This is a genomic window from Actinomyces urinae (genome assembly GCF_900119695.1).
Lineage (GTDB): Bacteria > Actinomycetota > Actinomycetes > Actinomycetales > Actinomycetaceae > Gleimia > Gleimia urinae.
The window spans coordinates 64,988-82,456 of sequence record NZ_LT632545.1; the positions used below are offsets into that span (position 1 = coordinate 64,988).

Annotated in this window: 16 protein-coding genes; 15 read left to right on the forward strand and 1 reads right to left on the reverse strand. The window is 56.8% G+C overall.

Features of this window, described 5'->3' with window-relative positions:
* Nucleotides 1–192 precede the first annotated feature (192 nt).
* The 15 genes from rpsB to aspA all read left to right on the forward strand — a co-directional run bounded on the left by rpsB (nt 193) and on the right by aspA (nt 14,604).
* A complete protein-coding gene (gene rpsB / locus BQ7114_RS00295; RefSeq protein ID WP_072340384.1) occupies nt 193–1,056 on the forward strand; it encodes a 30S ribosomal protein S2 in 864 nt (287 codons plus the stop codon).
* A 50-nt stretch (nt 1,057–1,106) separates the two neighbouring features.
* Nucleotides 1,107–1,937, forward strand: coding sequence for a translation elongation factor Ts (tsf, locus tag BQ7114_RS00300; RefSeq protein ID WP_072340386.1), 831 nt, complete (start codon nt 1,107–1,109; stop codon nt 1,935–1,937).
* Between the two features lie 118 nt (nt 1,938–2,055).
* Nucleotides 2,056–2,799: a UMP kinase gene (gene pyrH, locus BQ7114_RS00305; protein WP_072340389.1), complete on the forward strand. Its 744-nt coding sequence runs from the start codon at nt 2,056–2,058 to the stop codon at nt 2,797–2,799.
* Nucleotides 2,800–2,802: 3 nt separating this feature from the next.
* On the forward strand, nt 2,803–3,360 hold the full coding sequence (frr, locus tag BQ7114_RS00310) for a ribosome recycling factor (protein WP_072340393.1): 558 nt from the start codon (nt 2,803–2,805) through the stop codon (nt 3,358–3,360).
* Between the two features lie 13 nt (nt 3,361–3,373).
* Entirely contained in the window at nt 3,374–4,249 is an 876-nt protein-coding gene (locus BQ7114_RS00315) for a phosphatidate cytidylyltransferase (RefSeq protein ID WP_072340398.1), read from the forward strand.
* A 29-nt stretch (nt 4,250–4,278) separates the two neighbouring features.
* Complete coding sequence (gene rlmN / locus BQ7114_RS00320) at nt 4,279–5,445, forward strand: dual-specificity RNA methyltransferase RlmN (RefSeq protein ID WP_072340504.1); 1,167 nt, start codon at nt 4,279–4,281, stop codon at nt 5,443–5,445.
* Complete coding sequence (locus BQ7114_RS00325) at nt 5,445–5,999, forward strand: DivIVA domain-containing protein (RefSeq protein WP_072340401.1); 555 nt, start codon at nt 5,445–5,447, stop codon at nt 5,997–5,999. The genes rlmN and BQ7114_RS00325 overlap by 1 nt, the downstream gene beginning before the upstream one ends.
* 2 nt (nt 6,000–6,001) lie before the next feature.
* Nucleotides 6,002–7,204, forward strand: a complete 1,203-nt coding sequence (dxr, locus tag BQ7114_RS00330) for a 1-deoxy-D-xylulose-5-phosphate reductoisomerase (RefSeq protein WP_072340404.1) — start codon at nt 6,002–6,004, stop codon at nt 7,202–7,204.
* Nucleotides 7,201–8,436, forward strand: a complete 1,236-nt coding sequence (locus BQ7114_RS00335; protein ID WP_083431667.1) for a M50 family metallopeptidase — start codon at nt 7,201–7,203, stop codon at nt 8,434–8,436. Before dxr ends, BQ7114_RS00335 begins: the two co-directional genes overlap by 4 nt.
* Nucleotides 8,437–8,513: 77 nt before the next feature.
* Nucleotides 8,514–9,641, forward strand: a complete 1,128-nt coding sequence (gene ispG / locus BQ7114_RS00340; RefSeq protein WP_072340510.1) for a flavodoxin-dependent (E)-4-hydroxy-3-methylbut-2-enyl-diphosphate synthase — start codon at nt 8,514–8,516, stop codon at nt 9,639–9,641.
* Between the two features lie 83 nt (nt 9,642–9,724).
* Nucleotides 9,725–11,536, forward strand: coding sequence for a proline--tRNA ligase (locus tag BQ7114_RS00345; protein ID WP_072340406.1), 1,812 nt, complete (start codon nt 9,725–9,727; stop codon nt 11,534–11,536).
* A complete protein-coding gene (gene def / locus BQ7114_RS00350; protein ID WP_072340408.1) occupies nt 11,533–12,021 on the forward strand; it encodes a peptide deformylase in 489 nt (162 codons plus the stop codon). Before BQ7114_RS00345 ends, def begins: the two co-directional genes overlap by 4 nt.
* Before the next feature lie 220 nt (nt 12,022–12,241).
* On the forward strand, nt 12,242–12,739 hold the full coding sequence (locus BQ7114_RS00355; RefSeq protein ID WP_072340410.1) for a DUF3145 domain-containing protein: 498 nt from the start codon (nt 12,242–12,244) through the stop codon (nt 12,737–12,739).
* A 12-nt stretch (nt 12,740–12,751) separates the two neighbouring features.
* Complete coding sequence (locus BQ7114_RS00360) at nt 12,752–13,084, forward strand: acyl carrier protein (RefSeq protein ID WP_143236754.1); 333 nt, start codon at nt 12,752–12,754, stop codon at nt 13,082–13,084.
* Between the two features lie 71 nt (nt 13,085–13,155).
* On the forward strand, nt 13,156–14,604 hold the full coding sequence (gene aspA / locus BQ7114_RS00365) for an aspartate ammonia-lyase (RefSeq protein ID WP_072340415.1): 1,449 nt from the start codon (nt 13,156–13,158) through the stop codon (nt 14,602–14,604).
* 90 nt (nt 14,605–14,694) lie between these two features.
* On the opposite strand, the gene aceE is transcribed toward aspA, so the two are convergent.
* Nucleotides 14,695–17,400 carry a pyruvate dehydrogenase (acetyl-transferring), homodimeric type gene (gene aceE / locus BQ7114_RS00370; protein WP_072340513.1) on the reverse strand — a complete coding sequence of 902 codons (2,706 nt, stop codon included), beginning with the start codon at nt 17,398–17,400 and terminating at the stop codon, nt 14,695–14,697.
* Nucleotides 17,401–17,469: the final 69 nt, after the last annotated feature.

A 17,469-nucleotide genomic window follows, 5' to 3' on the forward strand; every position in this document is an offset into this window, starting at 1 on the left:
AGATTTTAGCTAGAATCGACGCGGCACCTGCTTGCAGGTGACTATCGCGCGTCCAAATCCGCGTAAGCGGCGCGGCCAGCTTCGGTCCCTTCGGGGTGTTGGCTCGTGGACGCCAGGGCCTTAGGGCAGTAACTGTAATTTTGAGTGGCTAGCGCCGCTCGTGAATGGTGCTTTGCACCGAGAGGAAGAGACATGGCTGTTGTAACCATGCGTCAGCTTCTGGAAAGTGGTGTCCACTTTGGTCACCAGACCCGTCGCTGGAATCCGAAGATGAAGCGCTTCATCCTGACTGAGCGTAACGGCATCTACATCATTGACCTGCAGAAGACCGTCGAGGACATCGACAAGGCATACGAGTTCGTGAAGGAAATGGTTGCTCACGGTGGCAACATTCTGTTTGTTGGCACGAAGAAGCAGGCTCAGGAAGCTATTGAAGAGCAGGCTGAGCGCGTTGGTATGCCGTACGTGAACCATCGTTGGCTGGGTGGTATGCTGACGAACTTCTCCACGGTTTCTAAGCGTCTTCAGCGCATGAAGGAGCTTGAGGAGATCGATTTCGCGGATGTTGCCGGTTCGGGCCACACCAAGAAGGAACTTCTCATGATGGAACGCGAGAAGAACAAGCTCCAGCGTTCGCTGGGTGGTATTCGTGACATGGCTAAGCTTCCTTCGGCTATTTGGGTTGTTGACACCAACAAGGAGCACCTTGCGATTGCTGAGGCTCGCAAGCTGAACATACCGGTTGTGGCTGTGCTTGATACTAACTGTGATCCGGATGAGGTCGATTACGGCATCCCGGGTAACGATGATGCTATTCGCGCTGTTGCGCTTTTGACCCGCGTGGTCGCTGACGCCTGTGCGGCTGGCCTGATGGCTCGCTCGGAGCGTCGTCAGAAGTCGGGCGCTGAGGACGCCAGTGCAGAGCCGATGGCCGAGTGGGAGCGCGAGCTTCTTGAGAGCGCCGAAGGCGAGCAGAAGGCCGAAGACGCCGATAAGGCTGAAGAGGCCGAGAAGGCTGAGGTAGCTGCCGAAGAGCAGGCACCTCAGGCTGAGTAATCTAAGGCTGAGTAAGCCTTTCCACTAATACTTGAAGAGGAAAGATTTTCATGGCGAACTACACTGCTGCCGATGTGAAGGCTCTGCGCGAGCAGACCGGCGCGGGCATGATGGATGTTAAGAAGGCGCTTGACGAGGCCAACGGCGACAAGGAAAAGGCGATGGAGATCATTCGTCTTGCTGGTCTGAAGTCGCTGTCTAAGCGTGAAGATCGTACGGCTGCTGCCGGCCTTATTGCTGGCGAGGTCGTTGATGGCAAGGTCGGCGTTATGGTTGAGGCGAATGCTGAGACCGACTTCGTGGTGAAGAACGAGAAGTTCATTGACTTCGCTTCGAAGGTTTTGGCCGCGGCTGTTAAGAGCGGCGCAACGTCCACGCAGGATCTGCTTGAGCAGCCTGCTGAGGATGGCACTGTTAAGGACCTGGTTGACGGTCTTGGCGCTGTTATTGGCGAAAAGATTGAGGTTGGCAAGGTTGCTCGCATGGAAGGCGAGAACGTTGAACTGTACCTCCACCACTCGTCGGCTGACCTGCCGGCGCAGGTTGGCGTGCTGGTAGCAACTGATGCGGCTGGCGCTGACGTTGCTCGCGACATCGCGATGCATATTGCTGCGTTCTCCCCGCTCTACCTGGATCGCACCTCGGTTCCGGCTGATGTTCTCGAGAAGGAGAAGGAAACTCTTACGAAGCTCACGCTTCAGGAGGGTAAGCCCGAGCACATCGTTCCGAAGATCGTTGAGGGCCGTCTGAATGCGTTCTACGCGGAGAACTGCCTTGTTGATCAGGATTACGCTCGCGATCCTTCGAAGAAGGTTGGCGACGTTCTAAAGGAACACGGCGCTAAGGTTACGGACTTCGTTCGTTTCCACGTGGGTGCCTAGTAAGTCCCCGATTGTAGCCCCGACCCTTGTTTGCAAGGGCGGGGCTACGGTCATATATCCGTTAAACTATGTGTTGAGTTAGTGCACCGCGGATTTATTTGTGGAGGGGTTGCAGCTGATGGCTGAGCAGTCTGGCGCCGGTCGGCGCGTTCTTTTGAAGTTGTCTGGCGAGGTTTTCGGCGGCGGAGAGATCGGTCTTGACCCGTCGGTGGTGAACATGATTGCAGCACAGATTGCGCAGGCGGTTCGCGAGGGCGTCCAGGTTGCGGTGGTTGTGGGTGGCGGCAATTTCTTCCGGGGTGCGGAGCTGTCTCGTCATGGTCTGGATAGGGCTCGGGCTGACTACATGGGCATGCTCGGCACGGTGATGAATGCGCTTGCGCTTCAGGATTTCTTGGAGCAGCAGGGCGTGTCTACACGCGTGCAGTCCGCGATTTCGATGAGGCAGGTTGCCGAGCCTTACATTCCACTGCGTGCGATCCGTCATCTGGAAAAGGGGCGTGTCGTGGTGTTTGGTGCGGGTGCGGGTTTGCCGTATTTCTCAACGGACACGGTGTCGGCGCAGAGGGCGCTGGAGACGCGCTGTTCGGAGCTGTTGGTGGCAAAGAACGGCGTGGATGGCATTTATACTGCTGATCCTCGGGTGGAGCCGGATGCACAGCGTCTTGATTATGTGACGTATTCAGACGCACTTGCGCGTGGGTTGAAGGTAGTTGATGCGGCGGCGTTCTCGCTGTGTCAGGAAAACAGTCTTAACATGCGCGTGTTTGGCATGAATGAGCCGGGCAACGTTACCGACGCGCTGCTTGGGAAGAAGATCGGTACGTTGGTAACTAATGAGGATTGTGAGAAGGAGAACTAAGAAATGATCGAAGATGCTCTACTTGAGGCCGAAGATGGCATGGAGCGTGCTGTCTCAGCTATAAAGAAGGATTTCGGTAATATCCGTACGGGCCGCGCTAATCCGGAGATGTTTAACTCCATTCTCGTGGATTACTATGGTGCGATGACGCCGTTGCAGCAGCTTGCCTCGGTGCAGATTCCGGAGGCTCGTATGGTGCTGGTAAGCCCGTATGACCGCGGTTCGGTGCAGGCCATTATCCAGGCTATTCGTGATGCAGATTTGGGTATTAATCCAACGGATGATGGCAATCTGATTCGTTGTACGTTGCCGGCGCTCACTGAGGAGCGCCGTCGCGATTACGTGAAGCAGACTCGCAGTCGCGCGGAGGAGGGCCGCATTTCGATTCGTAATGAGCGTCGTCGTGCGAAGGAAGAGCTTGAGCGGATTAAGAAGGATGGCGAAGCTGGCGAAGATGAGGTTGAGCGCGGCGAGAAACAGCTTGAGGATCTGACGAAGAAGTTCGTGGCCCTTGTTGATAGCGAGTTGGAGGCCAAGGAAAAGGATCTGATGACCGTTTAATACGGTAAGTAGGATGTCTGTGGATTTAAGACGTATTACCCATCCGGGCCCAACTGAAAACCATAAGCCGTTACCGTCGTCGGGGCGGGCAGGACGTAACCTTCCCGCCGCGGTTGGTGTGGGGGTTGGTTTAGCGGCGCTGTTCCTCGCGGTCTTGTTTGTTTCGAACGAGGCGTTTGTGGTGCTGGTGTCCGCCGCTGTGGTGTTGGCTCTGTGGGAGCTGGCAGGAGCTTTTGCGCGGAAGAATCGCGAGATTGTGTTGCCGCTGGCCTGGGTTGGTGGCGTTGGCATGGTCGTGTGCGCCCATTTTTTGGGTTTGGAGGCCGTGCTGGGCGCGCTGACGGTAACGGTGTTTGCCGTGGCGGTGTGGAAGCTACTGGATGGGCGGAGTCCGCAGGCGGTGCTTGACATCATGGTGACGACGTTTGCGCTGATTTACGTGGCGTTGTTGGCGTCGTTCGTGGTGTTGATTTTAGATTCTCCGGGCGCACAGGCCGGTGTGATCACATGGGTTTTGCTGTGCGTGGCTAACGATACGGGCGGTTGGGCATTTGGAATCATGTGGGGCAAGCATCCGATGGCGCCGAGGATTTCGCCGAAGAAGTCTTGGGAGGGCTTCGCTGGTTCGCTCGTGTTTTCAATCGCTGCTGGTATCGGTGGAATGTTTTGGCTCGGCGGGGCTTGGTGGCTCGGTATCCCACTGGCGTTACTGACCACGGTTGCAGGAACGTTTGGTGATTTAATCGAGTCGCTGATCAAGCGTGATGTTGGGTTGAAAGACATGTCTAACATGCTGCCGGGCCACGGTGGTTTGATGGATAGGCTCGATTCGCTGCTAATGACGGCTCCGGTGGTCTATTTTTTCTTGAAGGTGGCTTTGCATTGGTAGAAGCAAGTAAGCGCTCGGGCCGCCAGGTGATGCCGACGGATCAGGCTCCAGAAGGTGCGAAAACTCCCGATGCGAAGCCGGTCTTGTCGTTCGCTCCGCGCAGGCGGGGTAAGCCGCCCGCGCATTTGGCGGATTTGGATTTCGAGGAGCGTGGCCAGGTCCTCGTGGAGCAGGGATTACCTAAGTTCCGGGCGGATCAGTTGTCGCGCCACTACTTCCAGCGTCACATAGCAGATCCTGCACTAATGAGTGACCTGCCAAAGAACATGGTGGAGCAGGTTGAGCAGTCGCTCATGCCGAGGTTGATCAAGAAGGTTCATACTCTTGCAACGGATGACGGGATGACGCTGAAGCACCTGTGGGAGCTTTACGATGGGGCGCGGGTAGAGTCGGTGCTCATGCGCTATCCGGGCCGCACAACGCTTTGTATTTCGAGCCAGGCTGGTTGCGGTATGGCGTGCCCGTTTTGTGCAACCGGTCAGATGGGGCTGACGCGGAACCTTTCCACCGCGGAGATCATTGAGCAGGTGCGGATGGCGCACGTGGCGTGTGAGAGTGGAGAACTGGAGGGCGGCCCAACCCATTTGTCGAATGTGGTGTTTATGGGTATGGGAGAGCCGCTCGCGAACTATCGTTCTATTGTGCAGGCGCTCAGGCGTATGACGGATGAGCCGCCGCGTGGGTTCGGCATGTCGGCACGAGGAATAACGGTGTCTACGGTTGGCTTGGTACCAGGAATCGATAAGCTTGCGCAGCTGGGGCTGCCCGTGACGCTCGCGATTTCGTTGCATGCGCCAGACGACGAGTTGCGCGATGCGCTGATTCCGATCAACTCACGTTGGAAGGTTGGCGAGTTGCTGGATGCGGCACGGCGTTACTTTGTGAAGACGGGCAGGCGCGTGTCGATCGAGTACGCGCTGATCAAAGACATGAATGATCACGCGTGGCGTGCGAAGCTCTTGGCGGACGAGTTGAATAAGCGCGGACACGGCTGGGCGCATGTGAATCCGATCCCGCTAAATCCAACGCCAGGTTCAATTTGGACTGCTTCAACTCCGCACGTGATGAAGGAATTCGTTGAAACACTGCGTGAGAACGGGATCGCAACTACCATTCGTGATACACGTGGATCAGATATTGACGGGGCTTGTGGCCAGTTGGCTACCTCGGTGAAGAATAAAGAGGGGCGTCAGTAATGAGCAACTTCTTCCCAACAGTGGGATTTTTCCGCAAGGGTTATAACAAGGACGAGGTAGATGCGTTCTTCAAGCAGGCGCGCGCCGTTTATGAGGGGGATCGTCCAAGCTTGGGGATCACATCCGAGCAGGTCCGTCGGACGGTGTTCGCTTTGAAGAGGCGCGGCTACGATCCGGCCGTGGTTGATGCGGCACTGGATCGTTTAGAGTCGGCTTTTATCTCTAGCGAACGTGCGAATCACGTGGCGGTTAACGGCGAGGACGTCTGGTTGGATCACGTGGCTGACCGTGCAACAACGCTGTACCCGCGTTTGGTTCGCCCTCTTGGTAACCGTTTTGCGCATCCGGAGGCAAAGGAGCGCGGATACCGGGTTGAAGAGGTGGACGCATTCCTGGATCGAATTGCTCGCTTCTTTGATGATGAAGAAAAGCTCACCGCAGATGAGATCCGCCAGGTTACGTTCCCCAGCGCGAAGGGCGCGGACGCTTATCTTGAAGGACCCGTGGACGCGTACCTGTCACGCGCAATCGATATTCTCTTGTCAATCGAGTAGTCATGTCTCGTCCTCTTTCACTTCTTGGTTCTACGGGTTCTATCGGAACGCAGGCGCTTGATGTTGTGCGCGCGAATCCCTCGATTGCCGAGGTCGTGGCTCTGGCTGCGGGCGGGTCTAATATTGACCTGTTGCTCAAGCAAGCCCAGGAGTTTCAGCCTCGTGTAATCGCGGTGGCTTCAGGGGATGAGGCCGCTATCGCTAGCGCTATGAGGCAGCGAGGCATTGAGTCGGAGCTGTGGGTTGGCGCAGACGCGATTGTTAGCGCAGCGGGCATGCTTGATGAGGACGGCATCGTTCTGAACGGCGTGACGGGCGGCGTAGGCTTGCAACCCACGCTAGCAGCGCTTGGCTCGGGTGCCCGTTTGGCGCTGGCAAACAAAGAGTCGCTGGTGGTGGGCGCAGCCCTGGTTCGGGCAGCTATGCAAAGGCCCGGTCAGCTCCTCCCGGTTGATTCGGAGCATTCTGCGATTTTCCAGTGTTTGGTTCCGGGCCGTCACGAGAAGGGACTCACGTCTGAGGTTGTTACGGGGAGGTCGGAGGTAGACCACCTGGTGCTCACGGCGTCGGGAGGCCCGTTCCGCGGCAAGAAGCGCGCCGATTTGCAAAATGTTAGCCCCGCGCAGGCTCTTAATCACCCAACTTGGGATATGGGACCGGTGGTGACGATCAATTCGTCCACACTGATGAATAAGGGCCTGGAACTTATCGAAGCGCACGTCCTGTTTGATATCGATCCGGGCGACATTAAGGCCGTGGTTCACCCGCAATCCATCGTGCATTCGATGGTCACGTTTAAGGATGGAGCTACGATTGCGCAGGCTTCGCCCCCTGATATGCGTTTACCGATTGCACTGTCCCTCTCGTGGCCGCAGCGTTTGGATCATGTGCAGCAGCCGGTGAGGTGGGATGAGAGCGCGAGCTGGACGTTCGAACCCGTGGATAACGATACTTTCCCAGCGCTCAACTTGGCTCGGGCCGCAGTTAGCGCCTCGCCGACTCATCCGAGCGTCATGAACGCTTCCAACGAGGTGTGTGTGGACGCTTTCATTCACGGTAATCTGCCTTATCTTGACATCGTGGACACGGTTGCGAAGGTAACCGAGTTACACGAGGGCACTGCTGAGCCTGATCTTGACGACATTTTGAACGCTGAGGCGTGGGCGCGCGAAAAAACGAAGGAACTTATTGGAGGCCGCGTTTGAGTTACGCGATCGGCATTTTGCTCGCGATTGTGGCGCTGATGATCTCGGTGGCCCTGCACGAGCTTGGCCATATGATTCCAGCTAAAAAGTTCGGTGTTTACGTGCCGCAGTACATGGTGGGATTTGGTCCAACTCTGTATTCGAAGCCGGTAGGGGACACCGAATATGGCGTGAAGGCGATTCTGCTTGGCGGCTACGTGCGTTTGGCAGGAATGTATGCTCCGGCGCGCGAGGGAGTGAAGCTGACCAACCGGAAGGGGCAGATGACTCTTGCGCAGGAGGCCCGTTTGTCCTCCGCAGAAGAGCTACCTGAGGGACGTGAATCTCAAGCGTTTTACAACCTGTCGGTCCCAAAGAAGCTCATAGTAATGCTGGGTGGGCCGGTAACTAACCTGTTACTCGCAGTGGTTCTTTTTGCGGTAATCGTGCTTGGTTTTGGTTTTAATGTGGCCACAACTACGCTGGACCAGGTTCCCCAGTGTATTGGCACTGCTTCGCAAACTTGCACTGAGGAGAATCCGAAGTCTCCGGCGTATGAGGCAGGTTTGCGAGCCGGCGATAAGATCGTATCTTGGGGGTCGGTGCAGGCAAGTTCGTGGGCTGACGTTGTGAGTGCTATTGAGCATCAGGACGGCGCGGCAAAGGTAGTTGTGGAACGCGATGGTGCGTTGCAAGAGTTTGATGTGACACCGGTTCAGGTGGGTGAGCGCAAGGTTGCTGGCATCATTTCCAAGGTGGAACGTGAGCGTGGCACCCTCGGCGACGTCGGTGATATTACGTGGCAGACCTTCAAGGGAACGGCCTCTATCGTGGCTGTTTTGCCTCGCGCCGTGTGGGACGTCGGAGTGCAGCTGTTTACGGATGCTCCTCGAGATCCGAATTCTGTTCTGTCAGTGGTGGGCGTTGGCCGGATTGCAGGTGAGGTTTCCGCAGAGCAGGGCGTGGGGCTTGCAGACCGGGCAATGCTTTTGCTGAGGCTGTGGGCGTCATTGAACATGGCACTGTTCGTGTTTAACTTGATCCCGCTACCGCCGCTTGATGGGGGACACGTGGCAGGCGCTCTCTGGGAGGGCCTACGCCGGACTTTTAACCGCGTCACGGGACGTCCGGATCCAGGGCCGGCGGATACGGCCCGCATGGTGCCGGTGTCGTATGTGATTTTTGTTTTGCTGATGGCCATGACGGTGCTACTCGTTGTAGCCGATATTATTAAGCCGATTAGCCTAGTCTAGGAACTGTTAATAGTTTGCCAGGACCAGCCTGGCGCTGATTTTTGGGAGATGTCATCGTGACCGAGATTGCCCTGGGAATGCCAAAGGTGAACGGAGCCCCGTTTTCGCGTAAGAAGACGCGTCTGATACACGTGGGGGATGTTCCAGTGGGCGGTGGTTCACCGATTTCGGTGCAGTCGATGACCACTACGAAGACCACTGATATTGGTGCAACTTTGCAGCAGATTGCAGAGCTTACCGCAGCCGGTTGTGACATCGTGCGCGTCGCGGTGCCATCGGCTGATGATGCGGAGGCGTTGCCCATTATTGCGAAGCAGTCCACGATCCCCGTTATCGCAGATATCCACTTCCAGCCGCGTTACGTGTTCAAGGCGATCGAGGCGGGTTGTGCGGCGGTACGCGTAAACCCGGGCAACATTCGTAAGTTTGATGACCAGGTTAAAGACATCACGAAGGCTGCGACGGACGCGGGGGTGTCTTTGCGCATTGGCGTGAATGCAGGGTCACTCGATCCGCGCTTGCTAAAGAAGTATGGAAAAGCAACGCCGGAGGCCCTCGCGGAGTCGGCGATGTGGGAGGCGTCTTTGTTTGAGGAGCACGACTTCCACGACTTCAAGATTTCAGTTAAGCACCACGATCCGGTGACGATGATCAGGGCTTACGAGATCCTGTCTGAAAGTGGTGACTGGCCGCTACACCTTGGTGTGACAGAGGCGGGGCCCGAGTTCCAGGGAACGATCAAGTCCGCAACGGCGTTCGGTGCGCTCTTGCGCCAGGGGATTGGCGATACGATTCGCGTTTCGCTGTCCGCTCCTCCGGTTGAGGAGGTCAAGGTCGGTATCGAGACTCTGCAGTCCCTTGGCTTGCGTGAACGTACCCTCGAAATCGTTTCTTGTCCGTCTTGTGGTCGCGCGCAGGTGGACGTCTACACGCTCGCAAATGAAGTAAACGAGGGGCTGAAGGACCTCACGGTTCCTTTGCGCGTGGCGGTAATGGGCTGCGTTGTGAATGGTCCCGGTGAGGCTCGCGAGGCTGACCTTGGCGTGGCGTCTGGCAACGGCAAGGGCCAGATTTTCATCAAGGGCCAGGTGGTTGACACCGTGCCCGAGGCCGAGATAGTGCCTGCCCTTTTGAAGCATGCGAATGAGATTGCACAAACGATGGGCCTTGAAGAGGGTTCCGGCAGCGTTGACGTGATCACCTGATTTTACGGCTTCTAATATCTTGTTAATTCGATGAGAGATGCCGCCGTTTCCTCTCATCACGCTTTGCAGTTAGGCTGGTAATCGTGCTTACTAACATGTCTGAATTTTTCCTGCGGACGCTTCGTGAAGATCCCGCAGATGCGGAAGTTGCAAGCCACAAGCTGATGGTGCGCGCCGGCTACATTCGTCGTGTGGCTCCGGGCATCTACACGTGGTTGCCTCTTGGTTTGAAGGTTTTGCGTAACATCGAGCAGGTTGTGCGCGAAGAGATGGCTGTGATTGGGGCCCAGGAAGTCCACTTCCCGGCGCTACTGCCGCGCGAGCCGTATGAGAAAACCAACCGGTGGGAAGAATACGGACCAAACCTCTTCCGGTTGAAGGACCGCAAGGATGGGGATTACCTGCTTGCGCCAACGCATGAAGAGATGTTTACGCTCGCGGTTAAGGACATGTACTCCTCGTACAAGGATCTGCCGCTTTCGCTGTATCAGATTCAGACGAAGTATCGCGATGAGGCGCGTCCACGTGCGGGCGTGATTCGCGGCCGCGAGTTCGTGATGAAGGACTCTTACAGCTTCGATATTGATGATGAGGGGCTCGCTAAGTCTTATGAGCTACACCGGAAGGCGTATCAGCGTGTATTTGAGCGCCTAGGTTTGCCGTTTGTGATTGTGGCCGCGCAGTCCGGCGCTATGGGTGGTTCACGTTCAGAGGAGTTCCTCTATCCGAATCCCATGGGTGAGGACACGTTTGTGCGTTCTCCTGGTGGTTACGCAGCGAATGCGGAGGCAGTTGTAACCCCGGTTCCAGATCCCGTGGATTACTCGAATACGCCGGCTAAGGAGTTGCGTCACACGCCGGACGCGAAGACCATATCCGCACTTGTCGATCTTTCAAATGAGCTTTATCCGCGCGAGGATCGTCCGTGGGAAGCGGGAGACATGCTGAAGTCGTATGTCGTGACGCTGACGCAGCCCGATGGCACGCGTGAGGTTGTAAACATTGGTATCCCGGGCGACCGGGAGGTAGATGAGAAGCGCCTTGAGGCCGCTTTTGCACCCGCTGAGGTAGAGCAGGCAACGCCTGAGGATCTTGCGAAACATCCGGAGTTGGTGGCCGGTTATTTGGGGCCCGAGGTAGTGGGGCCAAACGCTCCGAACCGAACGACTGACGAGGACGGCAACCCGACGGGCTCGGTGCGTTTCTTCGTTGACCCGCGGATTGTGGAGGGCACGGCTTGGATCGCTGGTGGTAATAAGCCTGATTACCACGTGTACAACCTGGTGATGGGCCGTGACTTCACGGCCGATGGTACGGTTGAGGTTGCTGAGGTGAAGGAGGGGGATCCGGCCCCGGATGGTTCGGGTCCTCTTGAGCTTGCACGCGGTATCGAGGTAGCACACATCTTCCAGCTCGGTCGCAAGTACGCAAAGGCTTTGGACCTGACGGTGCTGGACCAAAATGGCAAGTCGCAGGTGGTGACCATGGGTTCGTACGGTCTGGGTATCTCCCGCGTGGTTGCAGCCATGGCGGAGAGCCACCACGATGATCTTGGCTTGTCCTGGCCAATGGTTGTGGCGCCGTTCCACCTGCAGGTTCTTGCGGCCGGTAAGGGTGAACAGATCGCTGAGACTGCTGCCGATATCTCGACTGCTGTGTCGGATGCTGGTTTCGACGTGCTTTACGATGATCGTCCGAAGGTATCGGCGGGCGTTAAGTTTGCTGATGCTGAACTGTTGGGCATGCCGTATGTCCTTGTTGTCGGGCGCGGCTTGAAGAACGGTGTGGTTGAGTTCCGCGATCGTCGCGGCGGTGTCTCAAAGGAGATTCCGGTTGAAGAAGCAAAGCAGATTATTATTGCCGAGCTTGAAGCGAATAGGGGGTCAGCCAAGTGACATACCGTGAGATTAGGGTTATTGGCGATCCGGTTTTGCGCACGCCATGTGAGTGGATTACTGACATTGACGATTCGGTGAAGAGCCTCGTTGAAGATCTTCTAGAGAACGTCGATGAGGAGGGACGCGCAGGTCTTGCTGCCCCTCAAATCGGCGTTGGGTTGCGGGCCTTTTCTTGGAATATCGATGGCGAGATCGGTTACGTGCTCAATCCGAAACTGGTCGAGGTTTCAAAGGACGAGTATCAGGACGGCGACGAGGGGTGCCTCTCGGTTCCGGGCTTGTGGTTCCCCACAAAACGCGCGTGGTATGCCCGTGTTGAGGGCATTAACCTCGATGGTAAGAAGATTACGGTCGAGGGTGAAGAACTCATGGGACGTTGCCTGCAACACGAAACGGATCACCTGGAGGGAATGCTATACCTAGATCGGTTGGATCGCGCAACGCGCAAGAAGGCGTTGCGCAAGGTTCGTGAAATCATGTAATGATGTGCTCAGTTGGTGGAAAGCCCCGCTTTGGCGGGGCTTTTGCCATGGTTTAGCGAGGTTTTATGCTCTAACGCGTGCTGGCATTGCGCTGCGTTGGAGACGCAGACTAGCGTGAGAGAGATTTTTAGGACACAATGGGGAAAGCACCGCTGGATCGGTTAGCCTTTGACGCTTGAGGACGTAGGGGAAGACGAACCTCAAGGAAAAGGGAGGCATCATGTCCGGAAGTTACACCCGCGGTGTTCTTTTCGTGCACTCATGTCCGCCGGCACTCTGCCCGCACGTTGAGTGGAATGTTGCGTCGGTGCTGGACCAGGACGTGCGTTTGGAATGGACTCAGCAGGGCGCTGTGCCCGGCCTTATGCGCGCTGAGTTTTCTTGGGTTGGCCCCGTGGGAACGGGGGCGCAGTTAGCTTCCGCGCTTAGAGGTTGGGACGATTTGCGCTACGAGATCACCGAGGAGGCCGTGCGCGGTTCGGACGGCGCACGGTGGTGCCACACGCCAGATCTTGGTATTTTCCACGCTCCAATGGATGCTTCGGGCAACATGATGGTTCCTGAGGATCGTATTCGCTCGGCGATGGAGGCCGCGGATCCGGCAGAGTTGCGCGAACGCCTCAATCTTGCCTTGGGCGCCGCGTGGGATGAGGAGTTGGAGCCGTTTAGGTACGCGGGCGATGGTGTGGCGGTGCGCTGGCTTCACCGGGTTGGTTAGTGGGGATTGTCCGTGGGAATCTCGATTGCCGAAATGCTCGGCTATGACCTGTCGGATGAACAACCCGAAGAGGTGGGCGCCGAGTCTGTAAGTGTGGACTCAGACACGGATGAGGTCGAGGCCGCAGTGATTGCCGCCCTCCTCGACGAGTCAACGGTTAAGGCTGAGGATTTCCGCTCGGATATGAGCCTTGCTGATGATTTCGATCTTGATGAGATCGGCCTGTATGCGGTGATTGCGGCTGTAGAGCAAGACCTCAAAATCAGTTTGAAAGACGGCGACGTGGCGCACTTGGAGACCCTAGAAGATCTCGTTGCTTTGGCGCTTCAAACCGGAGGCAAATAGGCAACTACAAACCGAGCCTCGAAGATGAATCATATATATGCTGGTGGTCATCGCAACGAAAGGGGAATTGGATGCTAACGCGTACAGAAGTGGATTTGCTCGGTGAACGGGAAGTTCCAGCCGACGTGTATTGGGGTATCCACACTCTTCGCGCCACAGAAAATTTTCAGATTTCGGGTACGCGCCTAGAAAGCTATCCGCATTTCATTATCGCGATGGTGCAGGTGAAGAAGGCGGTGGCCAGGGCGAATAGGCGTCTGAAAGTGCTTCCGGAGGACAAGGCGCGCGCAATTGAGGCGGCCTGCGACAAAATTTTAGAAAGTGAAGATTTTTACGATCAGTGGCCACTCGACCTGTTCCAAGGTGGGGCGGGAACATCGGTAAACATGAACACTAATGAGGTGATCGCAAACGTAGCCCTCGAGATGCTCGGCTTCGAAAAGGGGCGTTACGACATTATTCATCCTAATGACGACGTAAATAAGTCGCAGTCCACCAACGACTCGTACCCAACGGGTTTCCACCTGGCGGTGTACCGCGAGCTTGTAGACTTACGCCTTTCGGCCTCGCGCCTCATGGATGCGCTGGATGAGAAGGCCCACGAGTTCGCTGACGTGCTGAAGATGGGGCGCACCCAGCTTCAAGATGCCGTGCCGATGACTCTCGGGCAGGAGTTTGAAGCGTTCACTGTCTCGCTCAGTGAAGAGCTACGCGTGATTGATCAGGCGGCAGACCTCCTTTTGTCCATCAATCTTGGCGCTACAGCGATTGGTACAGGGCTGAATACGCCGGAGGGATACCCGCAGGTTGCGGTTGAAGAACTGTCCAAGGTGACGGGGCTACCTTTCCGCAGGGCGGTAAACCTGATCGATGCAACATCTGATACGGGCGCTTTCGTATCGGTGCACGGGGCGCTGAAACGGTTTGCCGTGAAGCTTTCGAAGATCTGTAATGATCTGCGGCTTTTGTCGTCCGGCCCTACTACAGGTTTGCAGGAAATTAATCTACCGCCCGTGCAGGCCGGCTCGTCGATCATGCCGGCCAAGGTAAACCCGGTTATTCCAGAGGTTGTGAACCAGGTTTGTTTCAAAGTGGTGGGTAACGACATGACCGTGACGATGGCTGCTGAGGCTGCCCAGCTACAGCTCAATGTTATGGAGCCGGTTATTGCCCAGGTGCTGTTTGAGTCGATGCGTTTGCTAGAGAACGCTACGGTGACCCTCGCTGAGCGTTGCATCACGGACATCACGGCAAACCGGGAGCATTTGCGCGAACAGGTGATGGGCTCAATCGGCATTGTTACTTACTTCAATGAGCTGATTGGGCATCAAAATGGCGACATGATCGGTAAGGAAGCAGCGCGCACCGGTAGGCGGGTTTCCGATCTAATAGTTGAGCATGGTTTGTTGCCGCGCGAGGAGGTTGAGGCGATCTTGACAGCACAAAACCTCCTCTCGCCTGAGTATGAAGGAAAGATTTGGGAAGCCGGTGAGTCCGGTCTGCCTAGTGAAGATTCCTAAACTTTATGTATCTAAAGTGATTGCTGAGGAAGCAAAATGGTGTCCCGAAGGCTAGGCCATCGGGACACCATTTTGGGAATCTCAACCGGGTTAGGCGTCGCCGCCCTCGCCGCCGGAGTGGCCCGCATTCGGGTTGAACAGGTCATACTTGTCAATAGCCTGCTGGAGCACGGAGCGCTCCAGCTTGCCTTCTTCGACAAGGCCCTGGAGGGCGCGGATCACAACCGACTCGGCGTCGATCTTCAGGTAGCGACGTGCCGCTGCGCGGGTGTCGGAGAATCCGAAGCCGTCCGCGCCAAGCGGGTAGTACTTGCCCGGCACCCAGCGAGCGATCTGATCATGAACCAGGTGCTCGAAGTCGGAGGTCGCAACGGTTGGGCCTTCGGCCTGCTCCAAAACGGAGGTGACGTAAGGCTTGCGAGTCTCCTCGTTCGGGTGTTCGAAGTTGTACTTGTCTACCGCAATCGCTTCGCGGCGTAGCTCGGTCCAAGAAGTCACCGAGTAAACGGCTGCGTCAACGCCCCAGTCCTCGCGCAGGATCTTTCGAGCCTCGCGAACCCATGGAAGACCCACGCCAGAGGCGAGGAGCTTAACCTTCGGGCCGTCGCCCTCGAAGTCGTCAAGCATGTACATGCCCTTAATCAGGCCGTCAACATCAAGGTTTTCCGGCTCTGCGGGCTGATGCATCGGTTCGTTGTAAACCGTGAGGTAGTACATGACGTTGCGGTCACGGCCAGACTCATTCGGACCGTACATGCGCTCGATTCCATCCCTTACGATGTGCCGAATCTCGTAGGCATAGCCCGGATCGTAGGTGACCACAGCGGGGTTCGTGGAGGCGATGACCGGCGAGTGGCCGTCCATGTGCTGCAGACCTTCACCGGCAAGCGTGGTTTTACCCGCGGTAGCGCCAATGATGAATCCGCGTGAGAGCTGGTCTCCGGCAGCCCAGAACTGATCTGCGGTCCTTTGGAAACCAAACATCGAGTAGAAGATGTAAACGGGAACCATCGGGAAGTTATGGGTGGCGTAAGAAGTGCCCACAACCTGGAGTGCGGCTGCAGAACCGGCCTCGTTAATGCCCGTGTGAAGAACCTGGCCTTCCTTCGCTTCCTTGTAGGAAAGCATCATGGAGGCATCCACAGCTGTGTAGTTCTGCCCATGCGTGTTGAAGATCTTTGCGGACGGGAAGATCGCGTCCAGGCCGAAGGTGCGGGCTTCGTCGGGAATGATCGGCACAATGTACTTACCGAATTCCTTGTCCCTAATGAGGTCTTTCAAAAGACGCACGAACGCCATGGTGGTGGCAACCTGTTGGGCGCCCGACCCCTTGGCAAGGGCATTGAAAGGCTTGTCTGCCGGCATGGGCAGGGCCTTGTCATCCCGGTGGCGCGAGGGGAGGAAACCGCCAAGCTTAGCGCGACGCTCAAGCATGTACTGCAATGCTGGGTCGTCGTCAGCCGGCTTGTAGTACGGAGGCAGGTACGGGTTCTTCTCCAGCTCCTCATCCGAAATCGGAATGCGCAGGAGGTCGCGCAGGCCCTTGAGGTCATCAACCGTGAGCTTCTTCATCTGGTGGGTTGCGTTGCGGCCAGCAAAGTGCGAGCCCAGCGCGTAGCCCTTAATGGTGTGCGCAAGGATGACGGTGGGCTGGCCGGTGTGTTCGACAGCGGCCTTGTAGGCTGCGTATACCTTGCGGTAGTCGTGGCCGCCACGGCGCAGATCCCAGATCTCCTCGTCGGTCCAGTCCTTAACCATTTCTTTGGTGCGCGGGTCGCGGCCAAAGAAATGCTCGCGCACGTACGCACCATCGTTTGCTTTGAACGTCTGGTAGTCGCCGTCAAGGGTTTCGTTCATGATGTTTACGAGGGCGTGGTCCTGGTCGGCTTCTAGCAGACGGTCCCAGCCTCGTCCCCACACAACCTTGATTACATTCCAGCCGGCGCCACGGAAGAACGATTCGAGTTCCTGAATGATCTTGCCGTTACCGCGGACCGGGCCGTCGAGACGCTGTAGGTTGCAGTTAATCACGAACGTGAGGTTGTCCAGGCCCTGCTGCGCTGCAAGCTGAAGCATGCCGCGTGACTCGGGCTCGTCCATCTCACCGTCACCAAGGAACGCCCACGTGTGCTGCTGCGAAGTGTCTTTGAGACCGCGCAGTTCTAGGTACTTGTCAAACCAAGCCTGGTAGATCGCCTCGGCGGGGCCAAGACCCATAGACACCGTGGGGTACTCCCAGAAGTCGGGTAGCTGGCGTGGGTGCGGGTAGGAGGGGATGCCATGCTCGGTGGAAACCTGCTGGCGGAATCCGTCCATCTGCTCTTCGGTGAGCCGGCCTTCAAGGAAGGCGCGCGCGTAAACGCCGGGGGAGGAGTGGCCCTGGAAGAACACGTGGTCGCCGCCGCCGGGGTGATTCTTCCCGCGGAAGAAGTGGTTGAAACCAACCTCGTAAAGGGTTGCTACCGACGCGTAAGAAGAGAGGTGGCCGCCAACGCCAACGCCGGGCCTTTGGGCGCGCATGACCTGAACGGCAGCGTTCCAACGCATCCAGCGGCGATACTGGCGCTCGGTTGCCTCGTCGCCAGGGAAGTATGGTTCTTGATCAACGGGAATGGTGTTGATGTAGGGTGTGGTGAGTTCTAGAGGAATCTGAACGTCTTTGCGGCGAGCTTCGGCAAGCATGTGAAGCAGGATGTAACGGGTGCGTGGCCCGCCTTTTGCTTCATGAAGGCTTCTTAGCGATTCCAGCCATTCCTCGGTTTCGTGCGGATCATTGTCCGGCACTTGACTTAGCATGCCATTGACTACTGGGCGGTGATCTGCTTCAGCCACGAATCCTCTTTCTCTCGAAACGTATCCACTAAT

Excerpts from the sequence above, each read along its gene's own strand:
- dxr (WP_072340404.1), top strand. The coding sequence starts at position 6,002 with ATGTCTCGTCCTCTTTCACTTCTTGGTTCTACGGGTTCTATCGGAACG.
- rpsB (WP_072340384.1), top strand. The coding sequence starts at position 193 with ATGGCTGTTGTAACCATGCGTCAGCTTCTGGAAAGTGGTGTCCACTTT.
- frr (WP_072340393.1), top strand. The coding sequence starts at position 2,803 with ATGATCGAAGATGCTCTACTTGAGGCCGAAGATGGCATGGAGCGTGCT.
- aspA (WP_072340415.1), top strand. The coding sequence starts at position 13,156 with ATGCTAACGCGTACAGAAGTGGATTTGCTCGGTGAACGGGAAGTTCCA.
- tsf (WP_072340386.1), top strand. The coding sequence starts at position 1,107 with ATGGCGAACTACACTGCTGCCGATGTGAAGGCTCTGCGCGAGCAGACC.
- aceE (WP_072340513.1), bottom strand. The coding sequence starts at position 17,400 with ATGCTAAGTCAAGTGCCGGACAATGATCCGCACGAAACCGAGGAATGG.
- BQ7114_RS00355 (WP_072340410.1), top strand. The coding sequence starts at position 12,242 with ATGTCCGGAAGTTACACCCGCGGTGTTCTTTTCGTGCACTCATGTCCG.
- rlmN (WP_072340504.1), top strand. The coding sequence starts at position 4,279 with ATGCCGACGGATCAGGCTCCAGAAGGTGCGAAAACTCCCGATGCGAAG.
- pyrH (WP_072340389.1), top strand. The coding sequence starts at position 2,056 with ATGGCTGAGCAGTCTGGCGCCGGTCGGCGCGTTCTTTTGAAGTTGTCT.
- ispG (WP_072340510.1), top strand. The coding sequence starts at position 8,514 with ATGCCAAAGGTGAACGGAGCCCCGTTTTCGCGTAAGAAGACGCGTCTG.
- BQ7114_RS00325 (WP_072340401.1), top strand. The coding sequence starts at position 5,445 with ATGAGCAACTTCTTCCCAACAGTGGGATTTTTCCGCAAGGGTTATAAC.
- BQ7114_RS00315 (WP_072340398.1), top strand. The coding sequence starts at position 3,374 with ATGTCTGTGGATTTAAGACGTATTACCCATCCGGGCCCAACTGAAAAC.